Here is a 26,019-nt window from a genome sequence, read left to right on the forward strand (position 1 = left end):
GTATAACTTCCTTGTATACCAAAAAAAGTATTCATTTTTTCATATAAATTCAATATATATTTCATTGGATTATCTTTGAAAGATGGGTACACAGTGTCTCCTCTTTCTAAGCTTCTTGTTCATGTTTTTGGTTATTAGGAACATGAACGTATCTAGCTATGAATAATAAAACACCTATAAAGAATACAGGAAGTACGGTAGATAAATAAAAACCATTATTAATTATATTTGTTATAAGAGCACTCAAAAGAAAAATTGCATTATAAATATGGGCAATTTTTTGTTTTAGCCGCATTTGTAATGCTTCCATAATGATTTCTAAAGCAACAAAAGCAATAATAATAGATAAGAATACAGTGTTCGTATTATAAATGATTAAACAACAGATTAAACCTAAAAAGGCCAGGTATTCAATAAAGAGAGGTATATTGCGTGGCATATAATTTACCTAACTAAATATGGCAGTGGGTTTACTGCATTTGTTTTTTCAAAATTCCATTCCCCATTATGTAATTCAAAATGGAGATGTTGCCCGTATGAATGACCTGTGTTTCCCATATGACCTACTAATTGTCCAGTTTGTACTTGATCACCAGCTTGTACAGTGCGATCCTTCATATGAGCATAAACTGTTGTATATAATTTCCCATTTATTTGATGGGCGATGAACACGACATTGCCGTAGCTAGCCGAATAATAAGATTTCACAACCTTACCCGCAGCAGCAGCTTGAATAGAGACATTTCCTTGTGCTGCTATATCTATACCATAATGCATTTGCTCCCAGCGCATATCAAAAGTGGAGCTGATTTTCCCTTGAGTAGGGAATTTGAAAACTGCTGGAATTGATGCAGGTTGAGCTGTTTTAGCTTGTGCTTGACTTTGATTTTGCACTACATAGTGTTTCGCTACATATCCGTATCCTGTGCCAAAACGAATTTTATACCAAGTACCTACCGTTTCTACTACTTGTACTTGTGTACCATTTTGTAATGAGCCAAGTAGAGTGCTACTTGTACTAGCATTGCTACGTACATTTAATTTTGGTGTTGCAACAGTATAAGAAGGAGAACCTTGTACAGTTACACCTTTTACTAGAGGTGTGGATCCATTAGATACAAATGTTTTTTGTACGTATCCAATTTGACCGTTATGTAATATTTTGTACCAATCCCCTTGTTCACCTTGAATGGTAATGAATTGACCATTTGGTAATATATCTAGAATAGAAGACTCTGTATTAGGTTCAGAACGAACGTTTAATGCGTTTGCATTTACGATATATTGATTTTTTGGTTGAACATTTTTTTTGAATAGAATTGCATCCTTTTTCATATAGCCTGTTTTGTTGTTAACAGATACTTTATACCAACCTTGAGTTGTCTCAAGAATAGTAACAGGGCTATTAAATCGAATGTTATCAATTATTGCACTGTCTGCATGGTTATTTTGATGTAGTGCAACGTTGTCAATTTTTACATATCCAGTTTTTACTGTAGATGGTTGCTTAGCAGCCGCTGTTTGTATATCGGATTCTCCCATAGAAGGAAGTAAAGAAGCAATTGCGATAGTAGTTGCTGTTAAAGCTGTAGCTTTCATATTCATGTAATAAAGACCTCCTCTAGTTGTATAGTTGTAATTTTATTATAGTATAAAGATATAATATATTGGTCGTATTCACATAAATGTAATATGAAATCAATAAAAATAATGTTAGAAGAGAGATTCGTATATAAATATTGTATATATCATTTGTGGGGTCGCATTTATATTTGTTTAACACGTTAATATTTAATTCGCAATTAAGAAAATTAAAACAGTTGATGATGTCTTATGGCGGTGTTATACTGACAGTGATAATTTTATAGTTTGCTAGGAGGGCTGGTGTTGCCAGCTGAGAGTAGGGCCGTAAGCCCTTGATCCTTTTTATTACCTGATCTAGATTATGCTAGCGTAGGGAAGCAATTCGGACACTAACAATGAGTCCCCGTTTCTTTGCGTATAGAAATGGGGCTTTTTTATTTGAAAATTTCATATTAACACCACTAGGGGTGCTTTTCGTGCTGAGAGAGGAATAATCCTTAACCCTTACAACACCTGATCTAGATAATACTAGCGAAGGGAAGTGGAACAACGAATAAATTATAATTTTATTTGCTGTAACCACTTCTTATATACAGAAGTGGTTTTTTTATTGAGATAAATAGATATATAGGAAGGGGAATTATTAATGAAATTTTGTGAAAGATTATTTGATACGGTGCAGCCTGTTTGGGAGAAAAGTCATAATCATCCGTTTGTAGTAGGTATGGGGGATGGTACGTTGGAAAAAGACAAATTCCAGTACTATATTATTCAAGATTATTTATATTTGTTAGATTATGCAAAGCTATATGCAATTGGGGTTGTAAAGGCAACGAATCCACAAGTGATGGCAAAATTTGCAGAGCAAATTGATGGGATTTTAAATGGTGAAATGACGATTCATAAACAATATGCAAAAAGACTTGGCATTTCTGCACAAGAGATGGAATCTGCGAAACCATCTGCTAAAAATTTAGCCTATACAAATTACATGATGTCTGTATCTCAAAATGGCACACTTGCAGAATTAATATCAGCTTTACTTCCATGTATGTGGAGCTATTGGGAGATTGGAAAGCGTTTAAATGATATTCCTGGAGCAAGAGATCATGAGTTCTTTGGAGAGTGGATTCAAGGATATAGTTCTGAAGAATACGGTAACCTTTGTATTTGGTTAATAGATTTATTAAATGAAATGGCAGTTGGAAAGTCAGAGAAAGAGCTAGATCGATTAGAGGAGATTTTCTTATATTCCAGCCGATTTGAATATTTATTCTGGGATATGGCTTATCGTAAGGAGATGTGGGGTTTTGAGGAGCAAGAACATACTACAGTTTCATAATGTTTCCTTTCATTATGATGAGAAACCAATCATCGATGAATTAAATGCTTCTATACAAGATAAAGAGTTTGTAAGTATTATCGGACCGAGTGGGTGCGGGAAAAGTACTTTGTTTCGCCTTATTACAGGCTTAGAAGAGGCAAGTACTGGACAGATAGAGCTGACAGAAACAAAGAGTCATCCTGTAGGGTATATGCCCCAAAAAGATATGCTCTTGCCGTGGAGGACGATTATTGAGAATGCGGCTTTACCGCTAGAGTGCCAAGGTGTGGAGAAGAAAGAAGCACAAGTAAAAGCGAAAGAACTGTTACATAAATTTGGTTTACAAGGGTACGAGAAAAAATATCCGAAAGATTTATCTGGTGGTATGAGGCAACGCGTATCTTTTATCCGAACTTTATTAACAGGCGGGGAGATATTATTGTTAGATGAACCTTTTAGTGCATTGGACGCTTTAACGAAGGCATCTTTGCAAGAATGGTTGTTTGAACAATGGAAAGAGTGGGAAAAAACAATTTTATTTATCACTCATGATGTTGAAGAAGCATTGTTTCTTTCTAATCGAATTTTGGTTGTAGAAAATCAACCGATAGCAACTTTAACTGAGCGAATTGTGCCGCTTGATCGTAACCGAACAAGAAAAGATTTATATAAGCCTGAAGTGTTAGCGCTTAAAGAAGAGATCCTTAGTATGTTACAAAGGCAGGTACTCGTATGATGAATCGCTTGAAGGAGTTATTACCTGCCCTCATATTAAGTGGAATTTTACTTGCTCTATGGGAAGTAGGCGCAAGAATTGTAGATGAGATGTACATTTTGCCATCACCTTCTGCAATTGTAATGAAGATATGGGCGCTGAAAGATATATTATTTACCGTTCATTTACCTGCAACGTTGTACGTCGTTTTAATAGGCGTTGTTATTTCTATCGTACTGGGCGTAGGGCTAGCAATGTTAATGAATGCGAGTACGTGGATGGAAAGAGCATTTTATCCATTATTAGTAGCTTCTCAAACAATCCCGATTACAGCACTTGCGCCACTATTTGTTTTATGGTTTGGATATACCATTTGGAGCAAGGTTGTTGTCACTGTCTTAATTACGTTTTTCCCAATTGCGGTAAATACGTATGATGGACTGCGTAGTACGAAGAAAGAATGGGAGGAGCTCTTAGTTACGTATGGTGCAACAAAAAAAGATATTTTTCTAAAGCTAAAGTTGCCATCTGCTCTTCCTTACTTTTTCTCAGCGTTAAAAATTGCAGTTCCGCTTAGTGTTATCGGGGCAGCAATTGGAGAATGGCTCGGTGCACAAGCTGGGCTTGGATATTTCAGTAAAAGAATGATGACGCAGTTAGACGGAGCTGGTGTATTTGCACCAATTGTATTGTTATCATTATTAGCTATTTTTTTCGTCATACTTATTTCTATATTAGAAAAGAAATTCATTAGTTGGAGGAAATATTCATGAAATTATTAAAACGCATCTTTGTGTTTACATTATTAGTTGCAATGATTGCAGGGTGCTCGAGTAATTCAGCATCAGATAAGAGTAAAAAAGAGAAAGAAATAACGGTCATGCTTGATTGGTATCCAAATGCGGTGCATAGCTTTATTTATGCAGCCATTGAAAAAGGCTACTTTAAAGAAGAAGGAGTAAAGGTAAATATTAAATTCCCTTCTAATCCGACTGATCCATTAACGTTAGCTGCAGCAGGAAAAGTGACAGTTGGCTTGTATTATCAGCCAGATGTTGTTATGGCTAGAGCAAATGAACAAATTCCAGTGAAATCAATTGGAGCTGTCGTGCGTTCACCGTTAAATCATGTCGTATCGCTGAAATCAGCAGGCATTCAATCACCGAAAGATTTAGAAGGAAAAACAGTTGGATATTCTGGAACACCTTTAAGTGAGATGTATTTAAAAACGATGGTAAAAGAAGCTGGTGGTAATCCAGATACAGTGAAAGTAGTTGATGTAGGCTTTGATTTAGTGCCAGCGTTAATTACGAAAAAAGTAGATGCTGTAACAGGAGCATACATTAACCATGAAGTACCTGTTATGCGTCATGAGGGTCATGAGCCGGCGTACTTTAATCCAGCTGATTACGGTGTACCGAATTATCATGAACTTGTATTTGTAACAGGTGATAAAACTTTGAAAAAGGATAAAGAAGCATTACAGGCCTTTTTACGTGGTGCGAAAAAAGGATATGATTTCATGAAGAAAAATCCGGATGAAGCATTAAATATTTTATTAAATCACCAAGAAAAAGAAAACTTCCCGCTTGTGCCAGAAGTTGAAAAAGAAAGTATGAAAATTTTATTAGAGAAGATGGAAACGAAAGATGAGCCATTCTTATCAGATTCAAAAGAGTCTTGGGAGAAACAAAATAAATGGCTGAAAGACAAAGGAATGACGAAAGAAAGTGTTCCAGCTGATGAGTTATTCGAAAATATTTTAAAGTAGGCGAATGAATATGAAAAATGAGCTCCACGTAATCTCAAATGGCCATATGCCGTTCGAAGAGTTAGTGAATGTAGCGATGCAAATTGAGAGTGAGATTGATTATTTGCATATTCGTGAGCGTGAGAAAAGTACGAAGGAATTATATGAAGGGGTGGAAAGCCTTTTAAAAAAAGGCTTTCCGGCATCTAAACTTGTTATAAATGACCGAATTGATATTGCTGTTTTATTAAATGTCCCGCGTGTACAGCTAGGGTATCGAAGTACAGATGTAAGGTCAGTGAAAGAAAAGTTTTCGTATTTGCATGTTGGTTATTCCGTACATTCTTTAGAAGAAGCGATAGAGGCTTTTAAGAATGGGGCTGATTCGCTCGTTTATGGTCATGTATTCCCAACAGAGTGCAAAAAAGGTGTGCCGGCGAGAGGGTTAGAGGAAATTTCGGACATTGCAAAGAGCTTATCGATACCGATTATAGCTATTGGAGGAATTACTCCTGAAAATACAAGGGATGTTCTTGCAAGTGAAGTAAGTGGCATTGCTGTTATGTCCGGGATTATAAGCAGTAGTAATCCGTATAGCAGAGCAAAATCTTATAAGGAATCAATAAGAAAGTGGGCGGAAAAACATGTGTAAGAAGTATGATGTAGCGATTATTGGCGGAGGTGTAATTGGTAGCTCAGTTGCACACTTTCTAGCAGAAAGAGGGCATAAAGTAGCGATTATAGAGAAACAAAGAATCGCATCTGAAGCTTCGAAAGCAGCTGCTGGTTTGCTCGGTGTTCAGGCAGAATGGGATGAATATGATCCGCTGTTTGAGCTTGCTAGAGAAAGCCGTGCTATATTTCCACAACTTGCAGAAGTTTTACGTGAAAAGACAGGCATCGATATTGGGTATGAGGAAAAAGGCATTTATCGCATTGCCCAAAATGAAGATGAGAAGGAAAGAATTCTTCATATTATGGATTGGCAACAGAAAACAGGTGAAGATTCCTATTTTCTAACGGGGGACCATTTACGGGAAAAAGAGCCGTTTCTATCCGAGTCAATTATAGGAGCGGTATATTATCCGAAAGATGGTCACGTTATTGCACCAGAGCTTACGAAAGCATTCGCGCATTCCGCGGCATTTTCTGGAGCTGACATATATGAACAAACAGAAGTGTTTGATATTCGTATTGAGAATAATAAAGTGACTGGGATTGTTACGAGTGAAGGTGTAATCACATGCGAAAAAGTCGTTATCGCTGGAGGGTCATGGAGTACGAAATTACTACATTATTTCCATAGTGATTGGGGTACATATCCTGTTAAGGGAGAGGTTGTTGCAGTAAGAAGCAGGAAACCTCTCTTGAAAGCTCCTATTTTCCAAGAGCGATTTTATATTACGCCGAAGCGCGGTGGCCGTTATGTGATTGGGGCAACGATGAAGCCTCATACGTTCAATAAATCTGTACAACCAGAAAGTATTACTTCCATATTAGAGCGTGCTTATACGATATTGCCTGCTTTAAAAGAAGCAGAGTGGGAAAGTACATGGGCAGGATTAAGGCCACAATCGAATCATGAAGCTCCTTATATGGGAGAGCATGAAGAAATAAAAGGTTTATATGCTTGTACTGGACATTATCGAAACGGTATTTTATTAAGTCCTGTTTCGGGTCAGTATATGGCTGATTTAATAGAAGGAAAGCAGGAGAATCATCTGCTAGATTCATTGCTTTCTAAAATGGTTTAGAAAGGGGATGGAAGTTTGAATTTAAAAATTAATGGTAACCAAATTGAAGTACCAGAGAGTGTAAAAACAGTAGCTGGGCTACTTACACATTTAGAGTTAGATAACAGAATTGTTGTAGTAGAACGTAATAAAGATATTTTACAAAAAGATGATCATAAAGATACATCAGTTTTTGATGGAGACCAAATTGAGATTGTAACTTTCGTAGGAGGCGGTTGATTATGTTAAACATTGGACCATTTTCATTTCATTCTAGACTTTTATTAGGAACAGGGAAATTCTCTGATTTTGATGTACAGCAAAAAGCAATTGACGTTTCTGAGGCTGAAATTTTAACATTCGCAGTACGTCGCATGGATATATTTGATGCGAAGCAACCTAATTTATTAGAGAAACTTGATGTGAAAAAATATACGTTATTACCAAATACAGCAGGAGCAAAAAATGCTGAAGAAGCTGTTCGAATTGCGAAATTAGCAAAAGCTTCTGGACTTTGTGACATGATAAAAGTAGAAGTTATTGGTGATGATAGAACGTTATTACCTGATCCGGTAGAAACGTTAAAAGCATCTGAAATGTTACTTGAAGAAGGATTTATCGTTCTACCGTACACATCTGATGATGTTGTATTAGCGCGTAAATTACAAGAACTTGGCGTGCATGCCATTATGCCAGGTGCATCACCGATTGGTTCAGGACTTGGTATTGTAAATCCATTAAATTTAAGTTTTATTATTGAACAAGCGACAGTACCAGTTATCGTGGATGCTGGTATTGGTAGCCCAGCTGATGCGGCATTTGCGATGGAATTAGGAGCAGATGGTGTGTTATTAAATACGGCTGTGTCGGGGGCAAAAGATCCTATTAAAATGGCATACGCAATGAAATTAGGTATTGAGGCAGGGCGGATAGGCTTTGAAGCAGGCCGTATTGCACGTAAACGTTGTGCAACGGCAAGTAGTCCTTTAGAAGGAATGAGCGTAGTTGAATAATCGATATTCTCGCCAAGAACTATTTTCTCCAATTGGGGGAGAAGGACAACAAAAGATAAGAGAAAAGCATGTACTTATTATCGGTGCAGGTGCATTAGGTAGTGCAAATGCAGAGATGTTTGTAAGAGCTGGCGTTGGTAAGGTGACAATTGTTGACCGCGATTATGTGGATTGGAGTAATTTACAAAGACAGCAATTGTATGCAGAGAGTGATGTAGAGAATAACCTTCCGAAGGCTGTGGCGGCAAAAAAACGTCTAGAAGAGATTAATAGTGAAGTAAGAGTAGAAGCTCTCGTTCAAGATGTAACGGCTGAAGAGTTAGAAGAACTCGTTACAAATGTTGATGTAATTATCGATGCGACTGATAATTTCGAAACGCGTTTCATTGTGAATGATATATCGCAAAAATATTCTATTCCATGGGTTTACGGGGCATGTGTAGGAAGTTACGGTCTTTCTTATACTATTATTCCAGGCAAAACGCCATGTTTATCTTGTTTATTACAATCGATTCCGCTTGGTGGAGCGACATGTGATACAGCGGGGATTATATCACCTGCTGTATCTCTTGTCGTTTCTCATCAAGTAACGGAAACACTTAAACTGTTAGTAGAAGATTATGACTCGCTTCGAGAGGGGCTTGTATCATTTGATGTATGGAAAAATGAGTATTCATGTATGAATGTGCAAAAGCTTCGTAAACATAATTGTCTATCGTGTGGTGAGCAAGCGTTATATCCGTATTTAAATAAAGAAAACACTTCAAAAACAGCAGTGTTATGCGGGAGAAATACAGTTCAAATTAGACCACCTCATAAAGAAGAAATGAATTTTGAGCAATATAAAGAATTGCTGAATAATCGCGTGAATGATTTGAATGTAAATCCATATTTATTATCATTTTCTGTTGAAGAAAAGAGATTAGTTGCTTTCAAAGATGGTCGTGTACTTGTGCATGGAACGAAAGATATAAGTGAAGCGAAAACAATTTATCATCGCTATTTTGGATAGAAAAGGATGAGTGGGATGAAAGTGAATAAAGCTTTAACGATTGCAGGATCTGATAGCGGAGGCGGCGCTGGAATTCAAGCAGATTTAAAAACTTTCCAAGAGCTTGGTGTGTATGGAATGACGGCTATTACAGCAATTACTGCTCAAAATACGCTTGGCGTTCAAGGGGTATATCCTGTTTCTTTAGAAGGAATTACGGAACAGTTGAATTCAATTGGTACAGATTTAACACCAGATGCTGTGAAACTAGGGATGCTATTTAGTAGTGAAATTATTCAAATCGTTGCAGAACATATTAAGAAATTTGGCTGGAATAATATTGTACTAGATCCTGTTATGATTGCAAAAGGCGGAGCATCATTATTACAACAAGAAGCAGTACAAGCATTAAAGGAATATTTATTACCAGTAGCAACTGTTGTAACACCGAATGTTCCGGAAGCAGAAGTGTTAACTGGGATGGAGATTCAAAATATAGAAGATAGTAAAGAAGCTGCGAAAGTATTGCACGAATTAGGTGCTAAATATGTGCTTATGAAGGGCGGACATGCAGAATATCAAGGTAATGAAGTAATTGATTTACTCTTTGATGGAGAAGAGTTTATTGAATTTAGAAGTGAACGAATTCCTTCGAAGCAAACGCACGGAAGCGGATGTACATTTGCGTCTGCAGTTACAGCAGGACTTGCTAAAGGGTATTCAATTGAAGAGGCAGTTCAAGAGGCAAAACGATTTATTAGTATAGCGATTGAAGAGCCGTTGAATATTGGAAGTGGTCATGGGCCGACGAATCATTTTGCGTACAAATTGAATAAAGCATAAGCATAAAGAATGGAAAAGCCAGTTTTACAACTGGCTTTTTTCTGTTTACTTTTTCCAAACACAGGAGTAATATATCAGCCAGAATACATTTTTGTAATATGCTGAGTCCAAATTTATGGAGCGGAGGAACCAATTTGTGCGTTGTCACTAGGGGTGAATCTTTCAATTTTGAAAGTAGGGCTACTCTCAAAGTCCGAATCCGACAGCTAACTTCGTAAGCGTCTTGAGAGAGGGCGGTGCCATGATGGATATATCACTTCGTCGGTCTGATTAGTATAGGAGAATATCAATCTATGTTTGAGTTCTTTTATGCTAAGGAGGATGAGGTACATGGAATTAACGCTTATTTGCGTTGGAGAAGAAAATAAGGTAAAGAGTTTAAGAGAGCTAGCAGCATTTCAGCATGAGTTAATTATTTTTACAGCAAATGAAGAGATAGCAGATCAAGTTAGAAATTGTGGATTTGATTGGACTTATAGCTGTAATAAGGAGCAGGATTTTACTAGTATTTGCGAGCGTATTAAGAAGGTAATTTTACTAGGGGATGAGCTTCCGATAGTTAGCTTTTTCACAGAACGCATTCGTTTTTCTTTTCAAGCGCCTATTACTGTTGTTACAAAGAATAAACGCTATCCGGCCAGGCTCTATGAAACAATTGGAGCTAAATTTGTAGTGTTTACGAACTGTGATAATATTTCTTTTTTATTTTTTGAATAAGGTGGGGGAAATGAAGATGAAAGTGTTGTTACTAGGAGATATAGCGAATCGTTGGGCGATATCGGTAGAGAGAGTTCACGAATTGGTAGTGCTCGATCCTCTTTTTCCAGGTCCATATATTATATTACCATCAAAAGATGTTTTGTATTTAGAGGCGGATATTACCGAATATGAGCAGTTACATGCGGAATTATCACAAGTTTATATTCGAGGGAGAAATTTGCGTGCTTTTTTGCGTGGAGAATAAAGGTTGAATGAAAAAAGAGCGAATGCTGAGTGCAACAAGCTATGCACTTCATGTAATTCGCTCTTTTTATTTCGTATTTAAAGGATCATTTTTATGAAAAAGAAAGAAAAGACAAGAAAACAGATGAAAGAATATTAATAACACGTAATGTAAACGCTTAAATAGATGGATATTTTCTTATTTTCAGTAATTTACCCCTTTACAAGTTAAATTTAGAGGAGTATATTTACTCTCATAAATCATTCGTAAAATTTCCAAAAAAAACCTAAAATCGCTGAGTTCCAGAAATGGAGCGGGGGAACCAATTTTGTGCATTGTCACTTGGGGTGAATCTTTCAATTTTGAAAGTAGGGCTACTCTTTAGGCCCGAATCCGACAGCTAACCTCGTAAGCGTTTAGAGAGGAGGTTTACTTTGTGTTGTTCGTTTCGAACACTAAGTAGAGCTTAGTGTTCTTTTTTTGATAACTAGATGGTAAAATTTAACAAAAGCGAGGGGTAGTTATGTTAGATGTTGTAATGATCGGTATTTTTGTTGGGTTAGTCGCATCGATGGCAAGTCTTGCAAGTTGGTCAGATAAAGTTGTGAAAGAAGGGAAGCAATCATGATGATTGCCTTATCGGTTATTGTTGCAGCGATTACGGTGTACTTAGTGTACGCATTATTAAATCCAGAAAAGTTTTAATTAGGGGGAATCATTCATTATGATTTGGGTTGCAGTCGTTATTACAATGCTCTTGTTTATTTTAGTAGCAAAGCCAACGGGGATTTATTTAGAGAAAGCCTTTCAAGGTAGCAAAACGCTAGATAAAGTATTCGGGCCTTTTGAAAAACTTATTTTTAAAATTACGGGTGTAAAAGCATACAATCAAACGTGGAAACAGTACGCATTATCATTAGTTTTACTCAATGGATTCATGATTGTTGTCGTATATTTCATTTTCAGATTACAAGGTGTGCTGCCGCTAAATCCAGCACATATTGAAGGAATGGAGCCTACGCTGGCTTTTAATACAGCGATTAGTTTTATGGCTGATACAAACTTACAGCATTATAGCGGTGAAAATGGTTTATCTTATTTATCACAATTAATCGGGATTACATTTTTAATGTTTGCGGCACCAGCAACGACGTTAGCACTTGTTATGGCTTTTATTAGAGGACTCGCTGGAAAAGAACTCGGTAACTTTTTCGTTGATTTTACGAGAGCATTAACGAGAGTTTTTCTTCCTATCGCATTTATTGCAGCGCTAGTCTTTGTCGCACTTGGTGTACCACAAACGTTAGACGGGGCAGTTACAGCACAAACAATTGATGGTGCGAAGCAAAGTATTTTGCGTGGTCCAGTTGCATCATTCGTTTCCATTAAGGAACTTGGAAATAACGGCGGTGGATTTTTCGGGGCAAATTCTACACATCCTTTCGAAAATCCAGGACAAATGAGTAATATTTTACAAATGATGCTTATGATGTTATTGCCAACAGCACTACCATTTACGTACGGACGAATGGTAGGAAATAAAAAACAAGGACGTATCCTTTTCGTTTCACTATTTATGGTGTTTTTACTAGGGTTTATAACGATTACTACAGCGGAATTAAATGGGAATCCAGCGTTAAATGGAATGGGTATTGAACATGTACAAGGAAGTACAGAAGGAAAAGAAGTACGATTTGGAACAGTATTTTCTTCACTATACGCAACAGTAACGACAGCTGCTGAAACAGGAGCAGTTAATACGATGCATGATACATTAACACCAATTGGTGGTTTAGTACCACTCGTAAATATGATGTTAAATACAGTATACGGCGGTGTTGGAGCAGGCTTTGTCAACATTATCATGTATGCAATTATTGCAGTCTTTATATCTGGGTTAATGGTTGGACGGACACCAGAGTTTTTAGGTAAGAAAATTGAAGGTAAGGAAATGAAATTAATTGCGGTAACGATATTATTTCATCCATTACTTATTTTAGGGTTTTCAGCATTAGCTCTTTCAACAAATTTAGGGACGGATGCAATTTCTCATTCAGGTTTCCACGGTTTAACGCAAGTTGTATATGAGTATACATCGTCAGCTGCGAATAATGGATCAGGATTTGAAGGATTAGCAGATAATACACCGTTTTGGAATATTACAACTGGTTTAGTTATGTTTTTAGGGCGCTATTTCAGCTTAATTACAATGTTAGCTGTGGCAGCTTCATTGAAAGAGAAGACGGTAGTGCCAGAAACAGTCGGAACGTTCCGTACAGATAATGGTTTATTTGGAGGGATCTTTATCGGAACGATTGTAATTGTTGGTGCGTTAACATTCTTCCCGATGTTAGTACTCGGCCCAATTGCAGAATTTCTTACATTGAAGTAATGGAGGGTAAATGATGAGACCGGTAGTGGTAAAAGAAAAACAAATAAATCAGTCACAAATACATGCTGTGGAAGATGAGGTTAGACAAGCGAAAACGTTGGATCGTGATATCGTGACGCATGCGATGAAACAATCCTTTGCGAAATTGAATCCGAAAGTAATGATAAAGAATCCGATTATGTTCATTGTGGAAATTGGCTTTATAATTACGTTCATTTTATCCTTTCTTCCAAGTAGTTCTAATAGTGTACCAGGATGGTTTAATATAACAGTTTCTCTCATTCTATTATTTACAGTTTTATTTGCTAACTTTGCAGAAGCGTTAGCTGAAGGTCGTGGTAAAGCACAAGCAGATTCTTTAAAACAATCGAAGAAAGATGTGTTTGCAAATGTTGTAAAAGAAAATGGAGATATTGTTCAAGTTTCAGCAACTGATCTGAGAAAAGGTGACGTTGTTATTGTAAAACAAGGAGAAATGATTCCGAATGATGGTGAAGTAATTAAAGGATTAGCGTCTGTAGATGAATCTGCAATTACAGGGGAATCAGCTCCTGTAATAAAAGAGGCGGGCGGTGATTTTTGTTCCGTAACAGGCGGAACGATGGTCGTAAGTGATGAGATTACAATTATAATTACGAGCAATCCTGGTGAATCATTTATTGATAAAATGATTTCATTAGTAGAAGGCGCTGCTCGTCAAAAAACGCCGAATGAGATTGCTTTAAATACAGTATTAACGAGTTTAACTCTTATTTTCTTAATCGTTGTTGTGACGTTGCCGATTTTCACAAATTATTTAGGGTTTCAAATTGATACAGCTGTACTTGTAGCGTTGTTAGTTTGTTTAATTCCAACGACAATTGGTGGGTTATTATCAGCGATTGGTATTGCTGGAATGGACCGTGTGACAAAATTTAATGTGCTAGCAATGTCAGGGAAAGCAGTAGAAGCTGCGGGTGATATTAATACAATTATTTTAGATAAAACAGGTACGATTACTTTCGGGAACCGGATGGCACATACACTGCTACCTGTAGGAAATGAAACGATTGAGCAAGTAGGAAAATGGGCTGCAATTAGCTCAGTTTTAGACGAAACGCCAGAAGGTCGATCAGTTATAGAATATGTACAAACGAAATCTATATCATATAATAGAGAACTTGCAGAACAAGGTGAATTTGTTCCGTTTAAAGCAGAAACGAGAATGAGTGGTGTTGATTTACAGGACGGAACGAAAGTGAGAAAAGGTGCTGTCGGTGCCGTTATTGAATGGGTTCAATCGCAAGGTGGAACAATTCCGAAAGATGTGAATCAAAAAGCAGATTTAATTTCAAAAGAGGGCGGGACACCGCTTGTAGTTGCAGTAGATGATCGTATTTACGGTTTGATTTATTTAAAGGATACAGTAAAACCTGGTATGCGTGAACGTTTTGAACAATTGCGCCAAATGGGAATTAAAACGGTTATGTGTACAGGTGATAATCCATTAACAGCAGCAACAATTGCGAAAGAAGCAGGGGTAGATGAATTCATTGCTGAGTGTAAACCAGAAGATAAAATTGCGGTTATTAAAGCAGAGCAAGATAAAGGGAAACTTGTAGCAATGACAGGTGATGGTACAAATGATGCCCCGGCGTTAGCGCAAGCTGATGTTGGATTGGCGATGAATAGTGGTACCACAGCTGCGAAAGAAGCGGCCAATATGATCGATTTAGATTCGAATCCAACTAAAATTATTGAGGTTGTAGGAATCGGTAAGCAATTGTTAATGACACGTGGTGCGTTAACGACGTTTAGTATTGCGAATGATATTGCGAAATACTTCGCAATCATTCCAGCGATGTTTACACTTGCGATTCCGCAAATGGAAGCATTAAACATTATGAAATTAACATCACCGCTTTCAGCAATCTTATCAGCATTAATATTTAATGCGGTTATTATTCCGTTACTCATTCCGCTAGCGATGAAAGGTATTGCATATAAGCCGATGAGTTCGAATGCGCTGCTTAGCCGAAACTTACTCATTTACGGGCTTGGCGGGGTTATCGTTCCGTTCATTGGAATTAAAGTAATTGATATGATCGTCGGCTTGTTCATATAAGGAAGAGGGGAAAAAGATGGCGAAGAAACAAAGTATACTATCACCAATTATTCGTATTACTTTTACATTTTTAGTTTTGTGTGGCCTCGTATACCCGCTTATTGTAACTGGTATTGCGCAAGTGGTAATGAAGGATAATGCGGATGGAAGTCTTATATATAATGATAAGGATGAAATAGTTGGTTCAAAATTAATCGGTCAAAATTTCACAGATCCACGTTATTTTCATGGACGCGTCTCTAGTATAGAATATAAAGCAGAGGCATCTGGTTCAAATAACTATGCACCGTCTAATCCAGATTTAGAGAAACGAGTAGAGAAAAGTATTGAAGACTGGAAGAAACAAAATCCAACCGTTCCAGTTACAGAAGTACCGATAGATTTAGTGACGAATTCAGGTTCAGGGCTTGATCCTGACATTAGTCCAAAGGCGGCTTCTGTACAGGTAGATCGTATATCGAAATTAACGAATATTCCGAAAGAAAAGCTAGATCAATTGATTAAGGATCAAACGGAAGGCGCTGCACTCGGCTTGTTTGGAGAAGATCGCGTGAATGTCTTAAAGTTAAATTTAGAATTACAGAAACTAATGAAATAGAAACAACGCTACCTCAATCTAAAGGATTGAGGTAGCGTTGTTTCAAAAGAAAGGGTGTGAGTATTTTGTATGCGGATGATTATAAACCGACGTTTCAAAGGCGGACGCCAGAAGAGTATCTAGAATATATTCGTCAGCAAAATCGCGGGAAGTTAAAGCTATACGTAGGGGCTGCACCAGGGGTAGGGAAAAGTTATAAGATGCTCTATGATGCTAGAGAAATGAAAAAAGATGGTATTGATATTGTAATTGGTTTAATTGAAACACATGGGAGGGAAGAGACAGCAGAAGCGATTGCTGATTTAGAAAAAGTCCCTTTAAAAGAAATACAGTATAAAGGAAAGTTATTTTGTGAGCTTGATGTGGAAGGAATTATAAAGCGTGCACCGCAAGTAGTTGTAGTGGATGAACTCGCGCATAGTAATATTCCTGGATCTAAAAATAAGAAACGTTATATGGATGTACAAGAATTATTAGAAGCAGGCATATCCGTATTATCAGCATTTAATATTCAACATTTAGAAAGTGTTCATGACATTGTAGCTCAAATTACGAATATAAAAGTAAGAGAGCGTATTCCAGACTTTATTTTGCAAAAAGCAAATGAAATTCAACTCGTTGATGCAACACCGGAAGTATTAAGGAAGAGATTAATAGATGGAAAGATATATAAGGAAGAAAAAATTCAACAAAGCTTACAAAATTTCTTTACACTTAATAATTTAGGGGCACTAAGGGAATTATCACTTCGAGAAGTTGCAGATGATATGGATGAGAAAATTAGCCAAACAGTTATAGAACCGATTGGCGTGAAGGAAAAAATTCTCGTTTGTGTGCAATATAGTTCGACAGCGGAGAAATTAATACGGCGAGGTTGGCGCATGGCTGATCGGTTAAACGCTGAATTGTATGTCTTAAATGTAGAAAGGGAAAATATAGATTCCCTTTCAGCAGGGAAAAAGCAAACAATTGAAGAGTGGAAATCGCTAACGAATCAATTTGAGGCGAGCTTTGTATTAGAAGAAGCGAAAGGAAGAAAGCCAGCTGATGTTATTATTGAAGTTGCGAAAAGACTACAGGTGACACAAGTTTTACTCGGACAATCGGCGAGAACACGGTGGGAAGAAATACGAAAAGGCTCTATTGTAAATGAAATTATGAGACAAACGAAGTATATTGATATTCATATCGTTGCGGATCAAAGAGCTTAAAATAGAGATTGGATTGTTGAGGAGTCTCTATTTTTCTTTTTTTCAAGCCTTTTGAATATAATTTCTGAAAGAACTCATATATAATAGAAAAAGATACTTAACATAGTGAATAATTAAAGAGTCAATGTATATAAAGAGGAGAGAATAACATGCTTGAAAATACGGGGTTAGTATTAGAAGGAGGCGGTATGCGTGGTGTATATACTGGTGGGATACTAGAATACTTTATGGAACAAGATTTATATTTTCCATATGTAGTCGGTGTATCAGCTGGTGCTTGTCATGCAGCGTCGTATCTTTCCAGACAAAGAAATAGAAACAAAACGGTCAATATTGATTATGTATCACATCCGAAGTATTTATCGTATAAAAACTTATGGAGAAAACGTCAGTTATTTGATATGGATTTCATTTTTCATGAAATACCAGAAAAGCATGTGCCGTTTGATTTTGAAACATACTTTAATAGTCCCGAACGCTTTCTTGTAGGAACAACGGATTGTGAAACAGGACAGTCTGTTTATTTTGAAAAAGAGGGAACGAATGATGATGCGCTAAATTTATTACAAGCGTCTAGTTCATTACCTTTCATTGCACCAGTAGTAAATTACCGTGGTAAGCAATTGTTAGATGGCGGGATTTCTGATCCGATTCCAGTTCGTAAAGCACAGGAGGATGGATTTAAAAAATCAGTCGTTATTTTGACGAGAAACCATGGTTACGCAAAGAAAAAATCAAAATTTGGCTGGGTTGCAACGAAAGCTTATAAAAAATACCCGAACCTTGTTAACACGATGCTAGCTCGTTATGAAGTGTATAATGAAACACTTCACTACATTGAAAAAGAAGAACAAGCTGGTAATTTATTTGTTATTCGCCCGGAAGTGCCGCTTCAAGTAGATCGTATGGAAAAGGATACGGCTAAATTACAAAATCTATATGAGCAAGGCTATGAAGATGCGAAGAGACAGTTTGCAGATTTACAGGCGTTTTTGCAAAAATAATAATTAGGCTGTGGAGAAGGAGTTCTCTGCAGCCTTTTTTGTATTGCTACTTATACGTTACTTTTTAAAAATGTATTAATGTTTAAGTGTTTAAAGAGTTTGTAAAACATATGGGTTTATTATTGAGAAAAATTGGCTTGAAGGGTATTATGACGATGTAGCGCTACTAAACTATTTAATTTATGAGGTGATTGTTAATGAAAGGAAAGGTTTTTTCAATTACGACTTTAGTATTATTAGCAACATCAATCTCAACAAGTGCATTCTATCCAACTTTAAGTGGTCACAAAAGCGGTAATCTACTATCTTACAGAGCTCAAACGACTACGAATCAAAATGCATCTCGCTGTTCAGTAGCAATTTCTTTTATTAATTCAAATGGAAATAATTCATATATTGAAAGCGCTTCGGATAAATTAGGATCCCATGAATCTGGAAGAGCATTAAATGCTACTGTGAGTAATGGTGCATATAACGCCTTTGGTGCAAAAGGACTATACTCTGAGCATTATGCTAATGAGGATAATGACTATCAAGAAGAGATTCGCAAAGGTAATTTTGATAGTAATGGAAACTTACGATTACAAAGGTACCTTTAATAGTAATAGGAACTTACGATTACAGTAATAAAAAATATTAAATAGTTGTCTTTATAAATATTTGGATAAGGAGAAGGGGATGTTCATCGTCTCCTTCTTATCTAAAAGGAGCAGAGACATGTATTTAGCTTTTAAAAATATAAAAAGCAACAAACTATTTTCAGTAATTCTTCTTATGGCATTTTTTATTTCTTTTCTTTCTATATCAGTTGCCGCGCTTTTAACAGAGTCTAAACGAAATTTTATATCTGCTTTTCAAATCGGTTTCCTAGAAAAAAATCAAATTTTAACTGTTCCGATAGCGAATGCAACTGAATTGGAAGCGATAATTCCTTTCATACAAGATACTTTTGTGAAAAGTGATATTTACGTAGAGCATTTAAAAGCATTAAATAGTTCAGGGGCAACAAAGATCATAGCTGTGAACTTAAAAGATGAGTATTATTGGACGCCATATATTTCTGAAGGGCAATATTTTCATCGTGAAAATGTAAATGATATGGTTGTTGGTGATCAAACGAATGTAGAGGAATTATATGAATTTGATGATACATATAAAAAAATAGGAACTATATCGAGAAAAGACAGTGACGTCGGCGTAGCAGGCATATACGTTCCACTTCAAAACTTACCTACTATATCTAAAAAAGGTATTATCGCGAGTAAACAATTACAATTAACAGTTGTTAACCCTACATCATCTATCCATAACGAAATAAAAACTTTTATGAATAAGAGCAAAGAAGTAATTTCGGGTGAGGTTCAAATACTGAATGAAAGAGATCTTCAGGAACTAAATGTAACATATATAGATCCAGCAAATAAATATTATTATAAATTCATTCTTGTTGCAATTGCTTCTGGCATTTCTGCGGTTTTATTTTGGATTTATAAAAAAGAAAGAGAGATTGCATTAAAAAAAGCAGTAGGTGCTTCTAATATGTCTATTTACTGCGAACTATATATTCAAATTTTGTTTATTTCTCTAGCAGCGATGTTGTTGGTTTTTCTTACGTTAGAAATATTTTCTGGAACAATTCATACGTATTTTCAGACATACTTATTAAAACCATTAACACTATATGTATTGATATGTAATGTTGTTTTTATAATTTTTCTTACAATGTTTGTTACTATAATTCCAATCAAGCACATTATAAATATATATCCCGGAAAACATTTAAGAACGTAGGAGGTCGTCATGTTTTTTATATTTGATTCTATACGGTCTGTGAAAAAACGGTTGTTACCAAGTTTGATTATAGTAATTTCTTTAATTATTGCATTTTCTTCAGCAATAGAATTTATTAGTAATCTTTCGGGATATCGAAAAATGATGACAGTAGCAAATAATTTATCGACTCATAAAAATTTCTATGAACTTTATGCGACGCAAGATATAACGTTGTTTAGCGAAGAAAAAGCGAAAAGTGATTATCAACATTTCATTCAAGCGTTATCTAATACGATATCAATAACAAATACAACAAATTATTTGTTCCGTAACTATTCACTTAGCTTAAAAAAAGAAAATGGAACGATAAAGACTCTTATTATTGATAAAGATATTAATAAATACTTTCATATACGACTTTCACAAGGCAGATATTTTGAGGAATCGGAATTTCATAAATCAGTATTTGATATTAGACCTGTTATATTAGGTGCTAATTATAAAGAAAAGGTATCTATTGGTGATGTCATACCATCTGGAAAAATGAAGCTAAAAGTAATCGGTTTTTTAGAAGAAAATTCACCATTTACATATCCTCGAAGCGGTGAAATATCGGATAATCGTATTACATTATTAGATGACATGGCTATTTTACCAATTGGAACAGAAGAAATAGAATTTTATAGTGTAGAACTTTTATACAATGGGCTGATTATAGAAACAAATGGAAAAGTGGATATAAATGAATTTCAAAAGAAAGTATTAAAGGTAACAGAAGGCAAGGGGTATTCGTATTATATTACAAATCCGAATAAATTGTTAGAAAATGAAAAGCAGGGCATTGATAATATGTCATACCCCTTATTATTAAGCGGTACAGTTTTATTTTTTTCATTTATATCTATTTTATTAACATCAATGGCAGCGCTTTATATGGAGCGTAAAAATATTTCTATTAAATCAGCATTAGGAGCAAGTACTTTTCAACTATGTCTTACGTTTGTTATTGAGTATATGTTGTTATTCATTTTATCTATATGTATAGGAATTATGTATTTTCAATGGGAGAATAGCGGAGTAATTGAAATTCAGAAAGGGCTAGAAAATAGTACAGTATCTTTCTTTGGAACGTTACAAGTCTCTATAGAATCATTGATTGTTATAGGTGCTCTATCAATTGTAATGATCCTCATTATATATGCAATCATTTACTTCAATGTACTAAAAATAAAAAATACATATATGAAAGAGGTGTTATAGATGATTCAGCTCGCAAATGTGGCTAAGGGATACGGAAAGAGTAATTTTAGTGCTTTAAAAGATATTAATCTTACAATAGAAAAAGGCGAAATGATAGCTATTATGGGGCCATCTGGTTCGGGGAAATCAACCTTACTTAACATTATTGGCTTAATTGATAGCCCCTCTACTGGAAAGTATTTTTTAGATGGCATGGATATGAGTACATTAAAGTCAAACTATCATAAGTATAGAAATAAGGAAGTTGGATTTGTGTTTCAGAACTTTTCGCTACTAGATGATTATACAGTTATTGAAAATGTAATGCTTCCACTTATATATAGAAGAATTTCTCATAAGAAATGTATACAAATATCAAAAGAAATGCTGGAAATGGTAGGGCTTGAGAGGCATATTAACAAATATCCTTACGAGTTATCAGGTGGAGAACAGCAAAGAACAGCAATAGCAAGGGCTTTAGCACAAGATACAAAAATTATACTTGCTGATGAACCGACTGGCGCTCTCGATCAAGAAAACGGGGAAAAAATTATGAGCATTTTAAAAGAAATTAATAAACAAGGAAAAACGGTACTAGTTGTAACACACGATCAAAAGGTGGCTGAATATTGCCAGAGGACGATACGTTTACTTGATGGCAATATTCAATAAACGTTATGGTGTAATGTGGATAAAAGTATGTGATGATACATATGGAAAATGTATATAAAGGGCTTAGACATACTGGATTTACTGCAATGCTTATTTTTGGCGGTGCATTTCTGCTGCGCTGGTTGATTTATGATGAAATGTTACTAAATCAGCTTATTGGGTTTAGTGTAGGAATGATGATGGTTATTTCATCAGTTTTCATTCAAAAGTATAGTAAAGAATTACAGGTAGCTGAGAGGTATTAGAAATTGTGAGCTCCCTTTATATTTGGAGGGGGCTTTTATAGTTAAGTAGTTTGGCTGATTTTCTTATTTGCCGTATATTTTGTTTTCATTATGACATTAGTAATTACATTTCTTCTTTCTAAAAAATCATATAAGAAGCCTTTTATTAAATACATACCAACGTTAATACTGTTTGCTTTAGCTTTTATGTCTTTCGTTATGTTTTTAGTAAATAACGGAATGGGAGAGCTGATGATAGCAGTCTTCTTAGGACTTGTAGCAGTAGCAAACTTGCTCTTACTGCTTGCGCTAAAAGTGGTTCGTGTGATTGTTGCAAAAGAAAAGTAGAGCATCGGAATTCGATGCTCTACTTTTTTATTTATGAAAAAAATCCCTCTTTATGAGGGATTTTAATGTGGTAAGAAAACTAATTGATAAGCGAACAAGATCCCGAATAAATACACAAGTGGGTGAACAGCACGGAATTGTCCTTTTGCCACTTTCATAAGTGGGTATGAAATAAATCCAAGTGCGATACCTGTTGAGATACTTGATGTAAGTGGCATGCTTAAGATTACTAAAAATGCTGGGAATGCTTCATCGAACGTATCCCAATCGATATATCGAACTGAACCCATCATAAGACTACCAACGATAATTAATGATGGTGCTGTAATAGCTGAAACGCCAGAAACAGCGCTCACTAACGGTCCGAAGAATGCTGCTACTGCAAATAGTACAGCTACTGTAATTGTTGTTAAACCAGTACGGCCACCAGCTGCAACACCAGCAGATGATTCAATGTAAGCTGTTGATGGTGTTGTTCCGAACATAGCTCCAATTGTTGCTGAGAATGAGTCAGATAGAAGAGCTCGTCCTGCTTTTGGAAGCTTTCCGTCTTTCATAAATCCACCTTGTTGTGCTACACCAAGTAATGTTCCGGTTGTATCAAATAGTGTAACAAGGAAGAATGAGAACACAACGCCGTATAATCCGTAGTTAATTACATCAGATACAGCAGTAATTGGATTTGAAACGATAATTCCTTCTGGTAATCCAGGCATTGATGTAACCCCATTTGAAAATGTTAATTGACCTGTGAAGTAAGCGATACTACCAGTTAATAACATTCCGATAAATAGTGCCCCGTTTATATTTAAAGACATAAGGACAATTGTAATTCCAAGGCCAGCTAATGCTAGTAAAACAGGAGGAGAATGAAGATCACCAAGTCCAACTAAGTTAGAGTCATGCTTTGTTACAATTCCTGTTAAGCGTAAACCGATAAAAGCGATAAAAAGACCAATACCAGCAGTAAGTGCATGTTTTAAGTTTTCAGGAATTACTTCCATTAATTTTGTACGGAAAGATGTGAATGATAGCAAAATTAAAATCATACCTGCTACGAATACAGCAGAGAATGCAATTGCGAAAGTCATGCCTTCATGAGCTTTTACAACAGAATAAGAGAAGTAAGCATTTAATCCCATACCTGGTGCAATTGCGATTGGTAAATTAGTAAAGATCGCCATAAATAATGTTCCGACAACAGCTGCAATGATTGTCGCTGTAAATGCTTGTTCAAACGGAACACCTGCATCCCCAAGGATGACAGGGTTTACGACAATGATATATGCCATTGTTAAAAAGGTAATAATACCTGCCATAATTTCAGTTTTAATAGAAGTTTTATGTTTTGAAAGGTTAAACATATAAACATCCTTTCTTTTTACGAATAATTTTCACAACAGTTATATATAATATTCGTTTTTTGTCTTTTTTGCAATAGTTTTGCATAAAAACTTTAGAACAATTCATATTTTATGTCTTAAATTCGAATATTAACCGTGAAAATGAGCATGAATTGCGGTTTTTTATGTGTAAGTAGTTTTTAATATTGTGCACATTATAAGGGAAAAGGAGTTGAAGGAAGTTATGTCACAGCAAAAAAACTTTTTAACGATGCCAGCGCAACATCAAAATAAACAGCCTGGTATTGAATCATTAATGAATCCTCGTCCAAAGTTTGAAGATCCTAATTATAAAGGAAGCGAAAAGTTAAAAGGAAAGAATGTATTAATTACAGGGGGAGATAGTGGGATTGGGAGAGCTGTGTCCATCGCTTTTGCAAAAGAGGGAGCAAATATTGCGATTGCTTATTTAGATGAGGACGAAGATGCAAGTGAGACGAAACAACTTGTTGAAAAAGAAGGCGTGAATTGTATATTACTGCCGGGGGATTTGAGTAGTGAACAACATTGTAAAGATATTGTGGAAGAGACCGCCCGGCAACTGGGGAGTTTAAATGTTCTTGTGAATAACGTCGCACAGCAATATCCGCAGCAAGGGCTAGAGTATATTACAGCGGAACAGTTAGAAAAAACGTTCCGTATTAATATTTTTTCTTATTTTCATGTTACAAAAGCAGCGCTCTCTCATTTAAAGCAAGGGGATGTAATTATAAACACGGCATCTATCGTTGCGTATGAAGGAAATGAAACGTTGATTGATTATTCTGCAACGAAAGGAGCGATTGTCGCTTTTACAAGATCGCTATCTCAGTCGTTAGTACAAAAGGGAATTCGTGTAAATGGTGTTGCACCAGGCCCAATTTGGACACCACTTATTCCATCCAGTTTTGATGAGAAAAAAGTATCACAGTTTGGCAGTAATGTTCCTATGAAAAGGCCTGGTCAGCCGTATGAATTAGCGCCTGCATATGTATATTTAGCGTCTAGTGATTCGGCATATGTAACGGGACAGATGATGCATGTAAATGGTGGAGTAATTGTGAATGGATAGTTTTCATTTATAAGAGCAAAGTAAAGTTAATTGCATTTATCCCGCATTAACGGGCAGTAAAATTCCACCTCAAAATTCAGGTGGAGCACAGAAGTTAGGTGGGAGATAACAGCCCGCAAATAGCGGGAGTGGTGAAGGCTAATACTTAGTGGGGGATGGACAAAACCCCCCACCGAGTAAATTTTCACTTTATTATGATGTTAGTGCTAGGGAGGATTTAAATGAAGAAAGTATGGTTTATCGTAATCCTATTTTTCTGCCTGCCAGCTAGCGTTTTTGCTAATACAGATCATTTAATATTAGTTAACCTTACGACGAATCAGCTGTCTTTTTTTGAAGAGGGAAACTATACTAGAACATTTCCGATAACGACAGGAAGAGATAGCACCCCGACGCCTGAAGGGAATTTTTGTATTATAACTAAATATAAAAATAAAGAATACCATCGTAAAAAAATACCTGGGGGTGCACCGAATAATCCTCTCGGTACGAGATGGCTAGGTCTGGATAAAAAGGAATATGCCATTCACGGGACAAATCGTGAAGGAACGATTGGAAGCCGGGAATCGAATGGTTGTATTCGCATGCACGATCGGGACATACAATGGTTATACGACCGGGTACAATTACAGACAAAAGTAATTATTTCTCGTTTTCATACGAGTCCCGAATATGAAGCTTATAAGCTTGGTTATCGTGTTGTGAGTTGGAATGGTCGTAAAGTAGAAGAAGAACAAATTGGAATGCTTACGTTAGTAGATCGTGTAAATATATATTGGCAAGAACCAAATGGACAATTAACGAAAGTAAAAACGGTATTGCCAAATGAAAAATACGCAGTGTATTCCAAACGAAAAGATGGAACCTATTATATAGGAAACAATTTGTATATTGTAGAGGAAACGGGAGAAAAAATTCGTTATGAGCAATTACCTTATTCGATTTTAAGTAACATATATAAAAGGAAATATAATGTTCCATAATAGCTACCGTGTATAGGCGGTAGCTTATTTGTGATGAAGTTTAGTTGGTTTTAATGATTTCATACCAATCGCGTGCCTACAAATAGTGAGATGAAAAAATTGAAACAGCAACTATTATGTT

At 36.0% G+C, this 26,019-nt stretch carries 30 protein-coding genes and 4 riboswitches; of the genes, 27 read left to right on the forward strand and 3 right to left on the reverse strand.

From position 1 onward, the window contains the following. Positions 1 to 106: 106 nt before the first annotated feature. Positions 107 to 439: a hypothetical protein gene (locus AB3X48_RS03890; RefSeq protein ID WP_002159243.1), complete on the reverse strand. Its 333-nt coding sequence runs from the start codon at positions 437 to 439 to the stop codon at positions 107 to 109. Between the two features lie 5 nt (positions 440 to 444). Then, positions 445 to 1,605, reverse strand: a complete 1,161-nt coding sequence (locus AB3X48_RS03895) for an SH3 domain-containing protein (RefSeq protein ID WP_016103755.1) — start codon at positions 1,603 to 1,605, stop codon at positions 445 to 447. A 259-nt stretch (positions 1,606 to 1,864) separates the two neighbouring features. Next, positions 1,865 to 1,977: riboswitch (TPP riboswitch) on the forward strand. A gap of 60 nt (positions 1,978 to 2,037) precedes the next feature. After that, positions 2,038 to 2,141, forward strand: a riboswitch (TPP riboswitch). An 89-nt stretch (positions 2,142 to 2,230) separates the two neighbouring features. On the opposite strand from AB3X48_RS03895, the gene tenA reads away from it, so the two are divergent. From tenA to AB3X48_RS04020, 25 genes are all read left to right on the forward strand, one after another. Continuing rightward, a complete protein-coding gene (tenA, locus tag AB3X48_RS03900) occupies positions 2,231 to 2,926 on the forward strand; it encodes a thiaminase II (protein WP_002159241.1) in 696 nt (231 codons plus the stop codon). Then, positions 2,895 to 3,644: an ABC transporter ATP-binding protein gene (locus tag AB3X48_RS03905; protein WP_002159240.1), complete on the forward strand. Its 750-nt coding sequence runs from the start codon at positions 2,895 to 2,897 to the stop codon at positions 3,642 to 3,644. Before tenA ends, AB3X48_RS03905 begins: the two co-directional genes overlap by 32 nt. After that, positions 3,644 to 4,396, forward strand: a complete 753-nt coding sequence (locus AB3X48_RS03910) for an ABC transporter permease (protein WP_016103756.1) — start codon at positions 3,644 to 3,646, stop codon at positions 4,394 to 4,396. The genes AB3X48_RS03905 and AB3X48_RS03910 overlap by 1 nt, the downstream gene beginning before the upstream one ends. Further along, positions 4,393 to 5,394: an ABC transporter substrate-binding protein gene (locus AB3X48_RS03915; RefSeq protein WP_002159238.1), complete on the forward strand. Its 1,002-nt coding sequence runs from the start codon at positions 4,393 to 4,395 to the stop codon at positions 5,392 to 5,394. The genes AB3X48_RS03910 and AB3X48_RS03915 overlap by 4 nt, the downstream gene beginning before the upstream one ends. A gap of 10 nt (positions 5,395 to 5,404) precedes the next feature. Next, the gene (tenI, locus tag AB3X48_RS03920; protein ID WP_016103757.1) at positions 5,405 to 6,025 is read left to right on the forward strand and encodes a thiazole tautomerase TenI; all 621 of its coding nucleotides are present in this window, start codon (positions 5,405 to 5,407) and stop codon (positions 6,023 to 6,025) included. Then, positions 6,018 to 7,127: a glycine oxidase ThiO gene (gene thiO / locus AB3X48_RS03925; protein WP_016103758.1), complete on the forward strand. Its 1,110-nt coding sequence runs from the start codon at positions 6,018 to 6,020 to the stop codon at positions 7,125 to 7,127. Before tenI ends, thiO begins: the two co-directional genes overlap by 8 nt. Before the next feature lie 15 nt (positions 7,128 to 7,142). Then, entirely contained in the window at positions 7,143 to 7,346 is a 204-nt protein-coding gene (gene thiS / locus AB3X48_RS03930) for a sulfur carrier protein ThiS (protein WP_016103759.1), read from the forward strand. A 2-nt stretch (positions 7,347 to 7,348) separates the two neighbouring features. Continuing rightward, positions 7,349 to 8,119: a thiazole synthase gene (gene thiG / locus AB3X48_RS03935; protein ID WP_002201724.1), complete on the forward strand. Its 771-nt coding sequence runs from the start codon at positions 7,349 to 7,351 to the stop codon at positions 8,117 to 8,119. After that, positions 8,112 to 9,131: a thiazole biosynthesis adenylyltransferase ThiF gene (locus AB3X48_RS03940; RefSeq protein WP_002201723.1), complete on the forward strand. Its 1,020-nt coding sequence runs from the start codon at positions 8,112 to 8,114 to the stop codon at positions 9,129 to 9,131. The genes thiG and AB3X48_RS03940 overlap by 8 nt, the downstream gene beginning before the upstream one ends. Positions 9,132 to 9,137: 6 nt before the next feature. Further along, positions 9,138 to 9,953, forward strand: coding sequence for a bifunctional hydroxymethylpyrimidine kinase/phosphomethylpyrimidine kinase (gene thiD / locus AB3X48_RS03945; RefSeq protein ID WP_078174074.1), 816 nt, complete (start codon positions 9,138 to 9,140; stop codon positions 9,951 to 9,953). 89 nt (positions 9,954 to 10,042) lie between these two features. Then, positions 10,043 to 10,190, forward strand: a riboswitch (cyclic di-AMP (ydaO/yuaA leader). 93 nt (positions 10,191 to 10,283) lie between these two features. Next, positions 10,284 to 10,670, forward strand: coding sequence for a hypothetical protein (locus AB3X48_RS03950; protein ID WP_133059537.1), 387 nt, complete (start codon positions 10,284 to 10,286; stop codon positions 10,668 to 10,670). Positions 10,671 to 10,686: 16 nt separating this feature from the next. Continuing rightward, positions 10,687 to 10,917 carry a hypothetical protein gene (locus AB3X48_RS03955; RefSeq protein ID WP_016101779.1) on the forward strand — a complete coding sequence of 77 codons (231 nt, stop codon included), beginning with the start codon at positions 10,687 to 10,689 and terminating at the stop codon, positions 10,915 to 10,917. A gap of 262 nt (positions 10,918 to 11,179) precedes the next feature. Continuing rightward, positions 11,180 to 11,325, forward strand: a riboswitch (cyclic di-AMP (ydaO/yuaA leader). 94 nt (positions 11,326 to 11,419) lie between these two features. Beyond that, positions 11,420 to 11,524, forward strand: a complete 105-nt coding sequence (locus tag AB3X48_RS03960) for a SipW-dependent-type signal peptide-containing protein (RefSeq protein ID WP_000887888.1) — start codon at positions 11,420 to 11,422, stop codon at positions 11,522 to 11,524. Further along, complete coding sequence (gene kdpF / locus AB3X48_RS03965) at positions 11,521 to 11,601, forward strand: K(+)-transporting ATPase subunit F (RefSeq protein ID WP_000972378.1); 81 nt, start codon at positions 11,521 to 11,523, stop codon at positions 11,599 to 11,601. Before AB3X48_RS03960 ends, kdpF begins: the two co-directional genes overlap by 4 nt. A 19-nt stretch (positions 11,602 to 11,620) precedes the next feature. Beyond that, the gene (gene kdpA / locus AB3X48_RS03970) at positions 11,621 to 13,288 is read left to right on the forward strand and encodes a potassium-transporting ATPase subunit KdpA (RefSeq protein WP_016103763.1); all 1,668 of its coding nucleotides are present in this window, start codon (positions 11,621 to 11,623) and stop codon (positions 13,286 to 13,288) included. 13 nt (positions 13,289 to 13,301) lie between these two features. Beyond that, on the forward strand, positions 13,302 to 15,392 hold the full coding sequence (gene kdpB / locus AB3X48_RS03975) for a potassium-transporting ATPase subunit KdpB (RefSeq protein ID WP_016103764.1): 2,091 nt from the start codon (positions 13,302 to 13,304) through the stop codon (positions 15,390 to 15,392). Positions 15,393 to 15,408: 16 nt separating this feature from the next. Further along, positions 15,409 to 15,990 (forward strand): K(+)-transporting ATPase subunit C, encoded by a 582-nt coding sequence (kdpC, locus tag AB3X48_RS03980; protein WP_088099631.1) that lies wholly within the window; start codon positions 15,409 to 15,411, stop codon positions 15,988 to 15,990. Positions 15,991 to 16,046: 56 nt separating this feature from the next. Further along, positions 16,047 to 17,201, forward strand: coding sequence for a KdpD-like non-kinase potassium sensor (kdpDN, locus tag AB3X48_RS03985; protein ID WP_088099630.1), 1,155 nt, complete (start codon positions 16,047 to 16,049; stop codon positions 17,199 to 17,201). A 149-nt stretch (positions 17,202 to 17,350) separates the two neighbouring features. Continuing rightward, positions 17,351 to 18,205 carry a patatin-like phospholipase family protein gene (locus AB3X48_RS03990; protein ID WP_078179816.1) on the forward strand — a complete coding sequence of 285 codons (855 nt, stop codon included), beginning with the start codon at positions 17,351 to 17,353 and terminating at the stop codon, positions 18,203 to 18,205. Positions 18,206 to 18,402: 197 nt separating this feature from the next. Then, positions 18,403 to 18,804, forward strand: coding sequence for a hypothetical protein (locus AB3X48_RS03995; RefSeq protein ID WP_002159224.1), 402 nt, complete (start codon positions 18,403 to 18,405; stop codon positions 18,802 to 18,804). Between the two features lie 118 nt (positions 18,805 to 18,922). Then, positions 18,923 to 19,996 carry an ABC transporter permease gene (locus tag AB3X48_RS04000; RefSeq protein WP_088099629.1) on the forward strand — a complete coding sequence of 358 codons (1,074 nt, stop codon included), beginning with the start codon at positions 18,923 to 18,925 and terminating at the stop codon, positions 19,994 to 19,996. Between the two features lie 9 nt (positions 19,997 to 20,005). Next, positions 20,006 to 21,238, forward strand: coding sequence for an ABC transporter permease (locus AB3X48_RS04005; protein ID WP_088099628.1), 1,233 nt, complete (start codon positions 20,006 to 20,008; stop codon positions 21,236 to 21,238). Beyond that, positions 21,239 to 21,889, forward strand: a complete 651-nt coding sequence (locus AB3X48_RS04010) for an ABC transporter ATP-binding protein (RefSeq protein WP_088099627.1) — start codon at positions 21,239 to 21,241, stop codon at positions 21,887 to 21,889. It abuts the gene before it with no gap. A 32-nt stretch (positions 21,890 to 21,921) separates the two neighbouring features. Next, positions 21,922 to 22,134 (forward strand): hypothetical protein, encoded by a 213-nt coding sequence (locus AB3X48_RS04015; protein WP_002159220.1) that lies wholly within the window; start codon positions 21,922 to 21,924, stop codon positions 22,132 to 22,134. A 54-nt stretch (positions 22,135 to 22,188) separates the two neighbouring features. Continuing rightward, positions 22,189 to 22,461 (forward strand): hypothetical protein, encoded by a 273-nt coding sequence (locus tag AB3X48_RS04020; protein ID WP_002159219.1) that lies wholly within the window; start codon positions 22,189 to 22,191, stop codon positions 22,459 to 22,461. A 62-nt stretch (positions 22,462 to 22,523) separates the two neighbouring features. On the opposite strand, the gene AB3X48_RS04025 is transcribed toward AB3X48_RS04020, so the two are convergent. Continuing rightward, positions 22,524 to 23,825, reverse strand: coding sequence for an NCS2 family permease (locus tag AB3X48_RS04025; RefSeq protein WP_002159218.1), 1,302 nt, complete (start codon positions 23,823 to 23,825; stop codon positions 22,524 to 22,526). A 223-nt stretch (positions 23,826 to 24,048) separates the two neighbouring features. Here AB3X48_RS04025 and AB3X48_RS04030 point away from each other — a divergent pair, with 223 nt between their 5' ends. Both AB3X48_RS04030 and AB3X48_RS04035 read left to right on the forward strand, forming a co-directional pair. Beyond that, positions 24,049 to 24,915, forward strand: coding sequence for an SDR family oxidoreductase (locus AB3X48_RS04030; RefSeq protein WP_016103773.1), 867 nt, complete (start codon positions 24,049 to 24,051; stop codon positions 24,913 to 24,915). Between the two features lie 221 nt (positions 24,916 to 25,136). Then, positions 25,137 to 25,898, forward strand: a complete 762-nt coding sequence (locus tag AB3X48_RS04035) for a L,D-transpeptidase (protein ID WP_002159216.1) — start codon at positions 25,137 to 25,139, stop codon at positions 25,896 to 25,898. Positions 25,899 to 26,019: the final 121 nt, after the last annotated feature.

The sequence above is a fragment of the Bacillus sp. S4 genome, assembly GCF_040838205.1.
GTDB classification, from domain to species: Bacteria; Bacillota; Bacilli; order Bacillales; family Bacillaceae_G; genus Bacillus_A; species Bacillus_A cereus_U.

Coding starts and splice junctions, on each gene's coding strand:
- AB3X48_RS03890 (WP_002159243.1), bottom strand. CDS start 439: ATGCCACGCAATATACCTCTCTTTATTGAATACCTGGCCTTTTTAGGT.
- AB3X48_RS03895 (WP_016103755.1), bottom strand. CDS start 1,605: ATGAATATGAAAGCTACAGCTTTAACAGCAACTACTATCGCAATTGCT.
- tenA (WP_002159241.1), top strand. CDS start 2,231: ATGAAATTTTGTGAAAGATTATTTGATACGGTGCAGCCTGTTTGGGAG.
- AB3X48_RS03910 (WP_016103756.1), top strand. CDS start 3,644: ATGAATCGCTTGAAGGAGTTATTACCTGCCCTCATATTAAGTGGAATT.
- AB3X48_RS03915 (WP_002159238.1), top strand. CDS start 4,393: ATGAAATTATTAAAACGCATCTTTGTGTTTACATTATTAGTTGCAATG.
- tenI (WP_016103757.1), top strand. CDS start 5,405: ATGAAAAATGAGCTCCACGTAATCTCAAATGGCCATATGCCGTTCGAA.
- thiO (WP_016103758.1), top strand. CDS start 6,018: ATGTGTAAGAAGTATGATGTAGCGATTATTGGCGGAGGTGTAATTGGT.
- thiG (WP_002201724.1), top strand. CDS start 7,349: ATGTTAAACATTGGACCATTTTCATTTCATTCTAGACTTTTATTAGGA.
- thiD (WP_078174074.1), top strand. CDS start 9,138: ATGAGTGGGATGAAAGTGAATAAAGCTTTAACGATTGCAGGATCTGAT.
- AB3X48_RS03950 (WP_133059537.1), top strand. CDS start 10,284: ATGGAATTAACGCTTATTTGCGTTGGAGAAGAAAATAAGGTAAAGAGT.
- AB3X48_RS03955 (WP_016101779.1), top strand. CDS start 10,687: ATGAAAGTGTTGTTACTAGGAGATATAGCGAATCGTTGGGCGATATCG.
- AB3X48_RS03960 (WP_000887888.1), top strand. CDS start 11,420: ATGTTAGATGTTGTAATGATCGGTATTTTTGTTGGGTTAGTCGCATCG.
- kdpF (WP_000972378.1), top strand. CDS start 11,521: ATGATGATTGCCTTATCGGTTATTGTTGCAGCGATTACGGTGTACTTA.
- kdpA (WP_016103763.1), top strand. CDS start 11,621: ATGATTTGGGTTGCAGTCGTTATTACAATGCTCTTGTTTATTTTAGTA.
- kdpB (WP_016103764.1), top strand. CDS start 13,302: ATGAGACCGGTAGTGGTAAAAGAAAAACAAATAAATCAGTCACAAATA.
- kdpC (WP_088099631.1), top strand. CDS start 15,409: ATGGCGAAGAAACAAAGTATACTATCACCAATTATTCGTATTACTTTT.
- AB3X48_RS03990 (WP_078179816.1), top strand. CDS start 17,351: ATGCTTGAAAATACGGGGTTAGTATTAGAAGGAGGCGGTATGCGTGGT.
- AB3X48_RS03995 (WP_002159224.1), top strand. CDS start 18,403: ATGAAAGGAAAGGTTTTTTCAATTACGACTTTAGTATTATTAGCAACA.
- AB3X48_RS04000 (WP_088099629.1), top strand. CDS start 18,923: ATGTATTTAGCTTTTAAAAATATAAAAAGCAACAAACTATTTTCAGTA.
- AB3X48_RS04005 (WP_088099628.1), top strand. CDS start 20,006: ATGTTTTTTATATTTGATTCTATACGGTCTGTGAAAAAACGGTTGTTA.
- AB3X48_RS04010 (WP_088099627.1), top strand. CDS start 21,239: ATGATTCAGCTCGCAAATGTGGCTAAGGGATACGGAAAGAGTAATTTT.
- AB3X48_RS04015 (WP_002159220.1), top strand. CDS start 21,922: ATGATACATATGGAAAATGTATATAAAGGGCTTAGACATACTGGATTT.
- AB3X48_RS04025 (WP_002159218.1), bottom strand. CDS start 23,825: ATGTTTAACCTTTCAAAACATAAAACTTCTATTAAAACTGAAATTATG.
- AB3X48_RS04030 (WP_016103773.1), top strand. CDS start 24,049: ATGTCACAGCAAAAAAACTTTTTAACGATGCCAGCGCAACATCAAAAT.
- AB3X48_RS04035 (WP_002159216.1), top strand. CDS start 25,137: ATGAAGAAAGTATGGTTTATCGTAATCCTATTTTTCTGCCTGCCAGCT.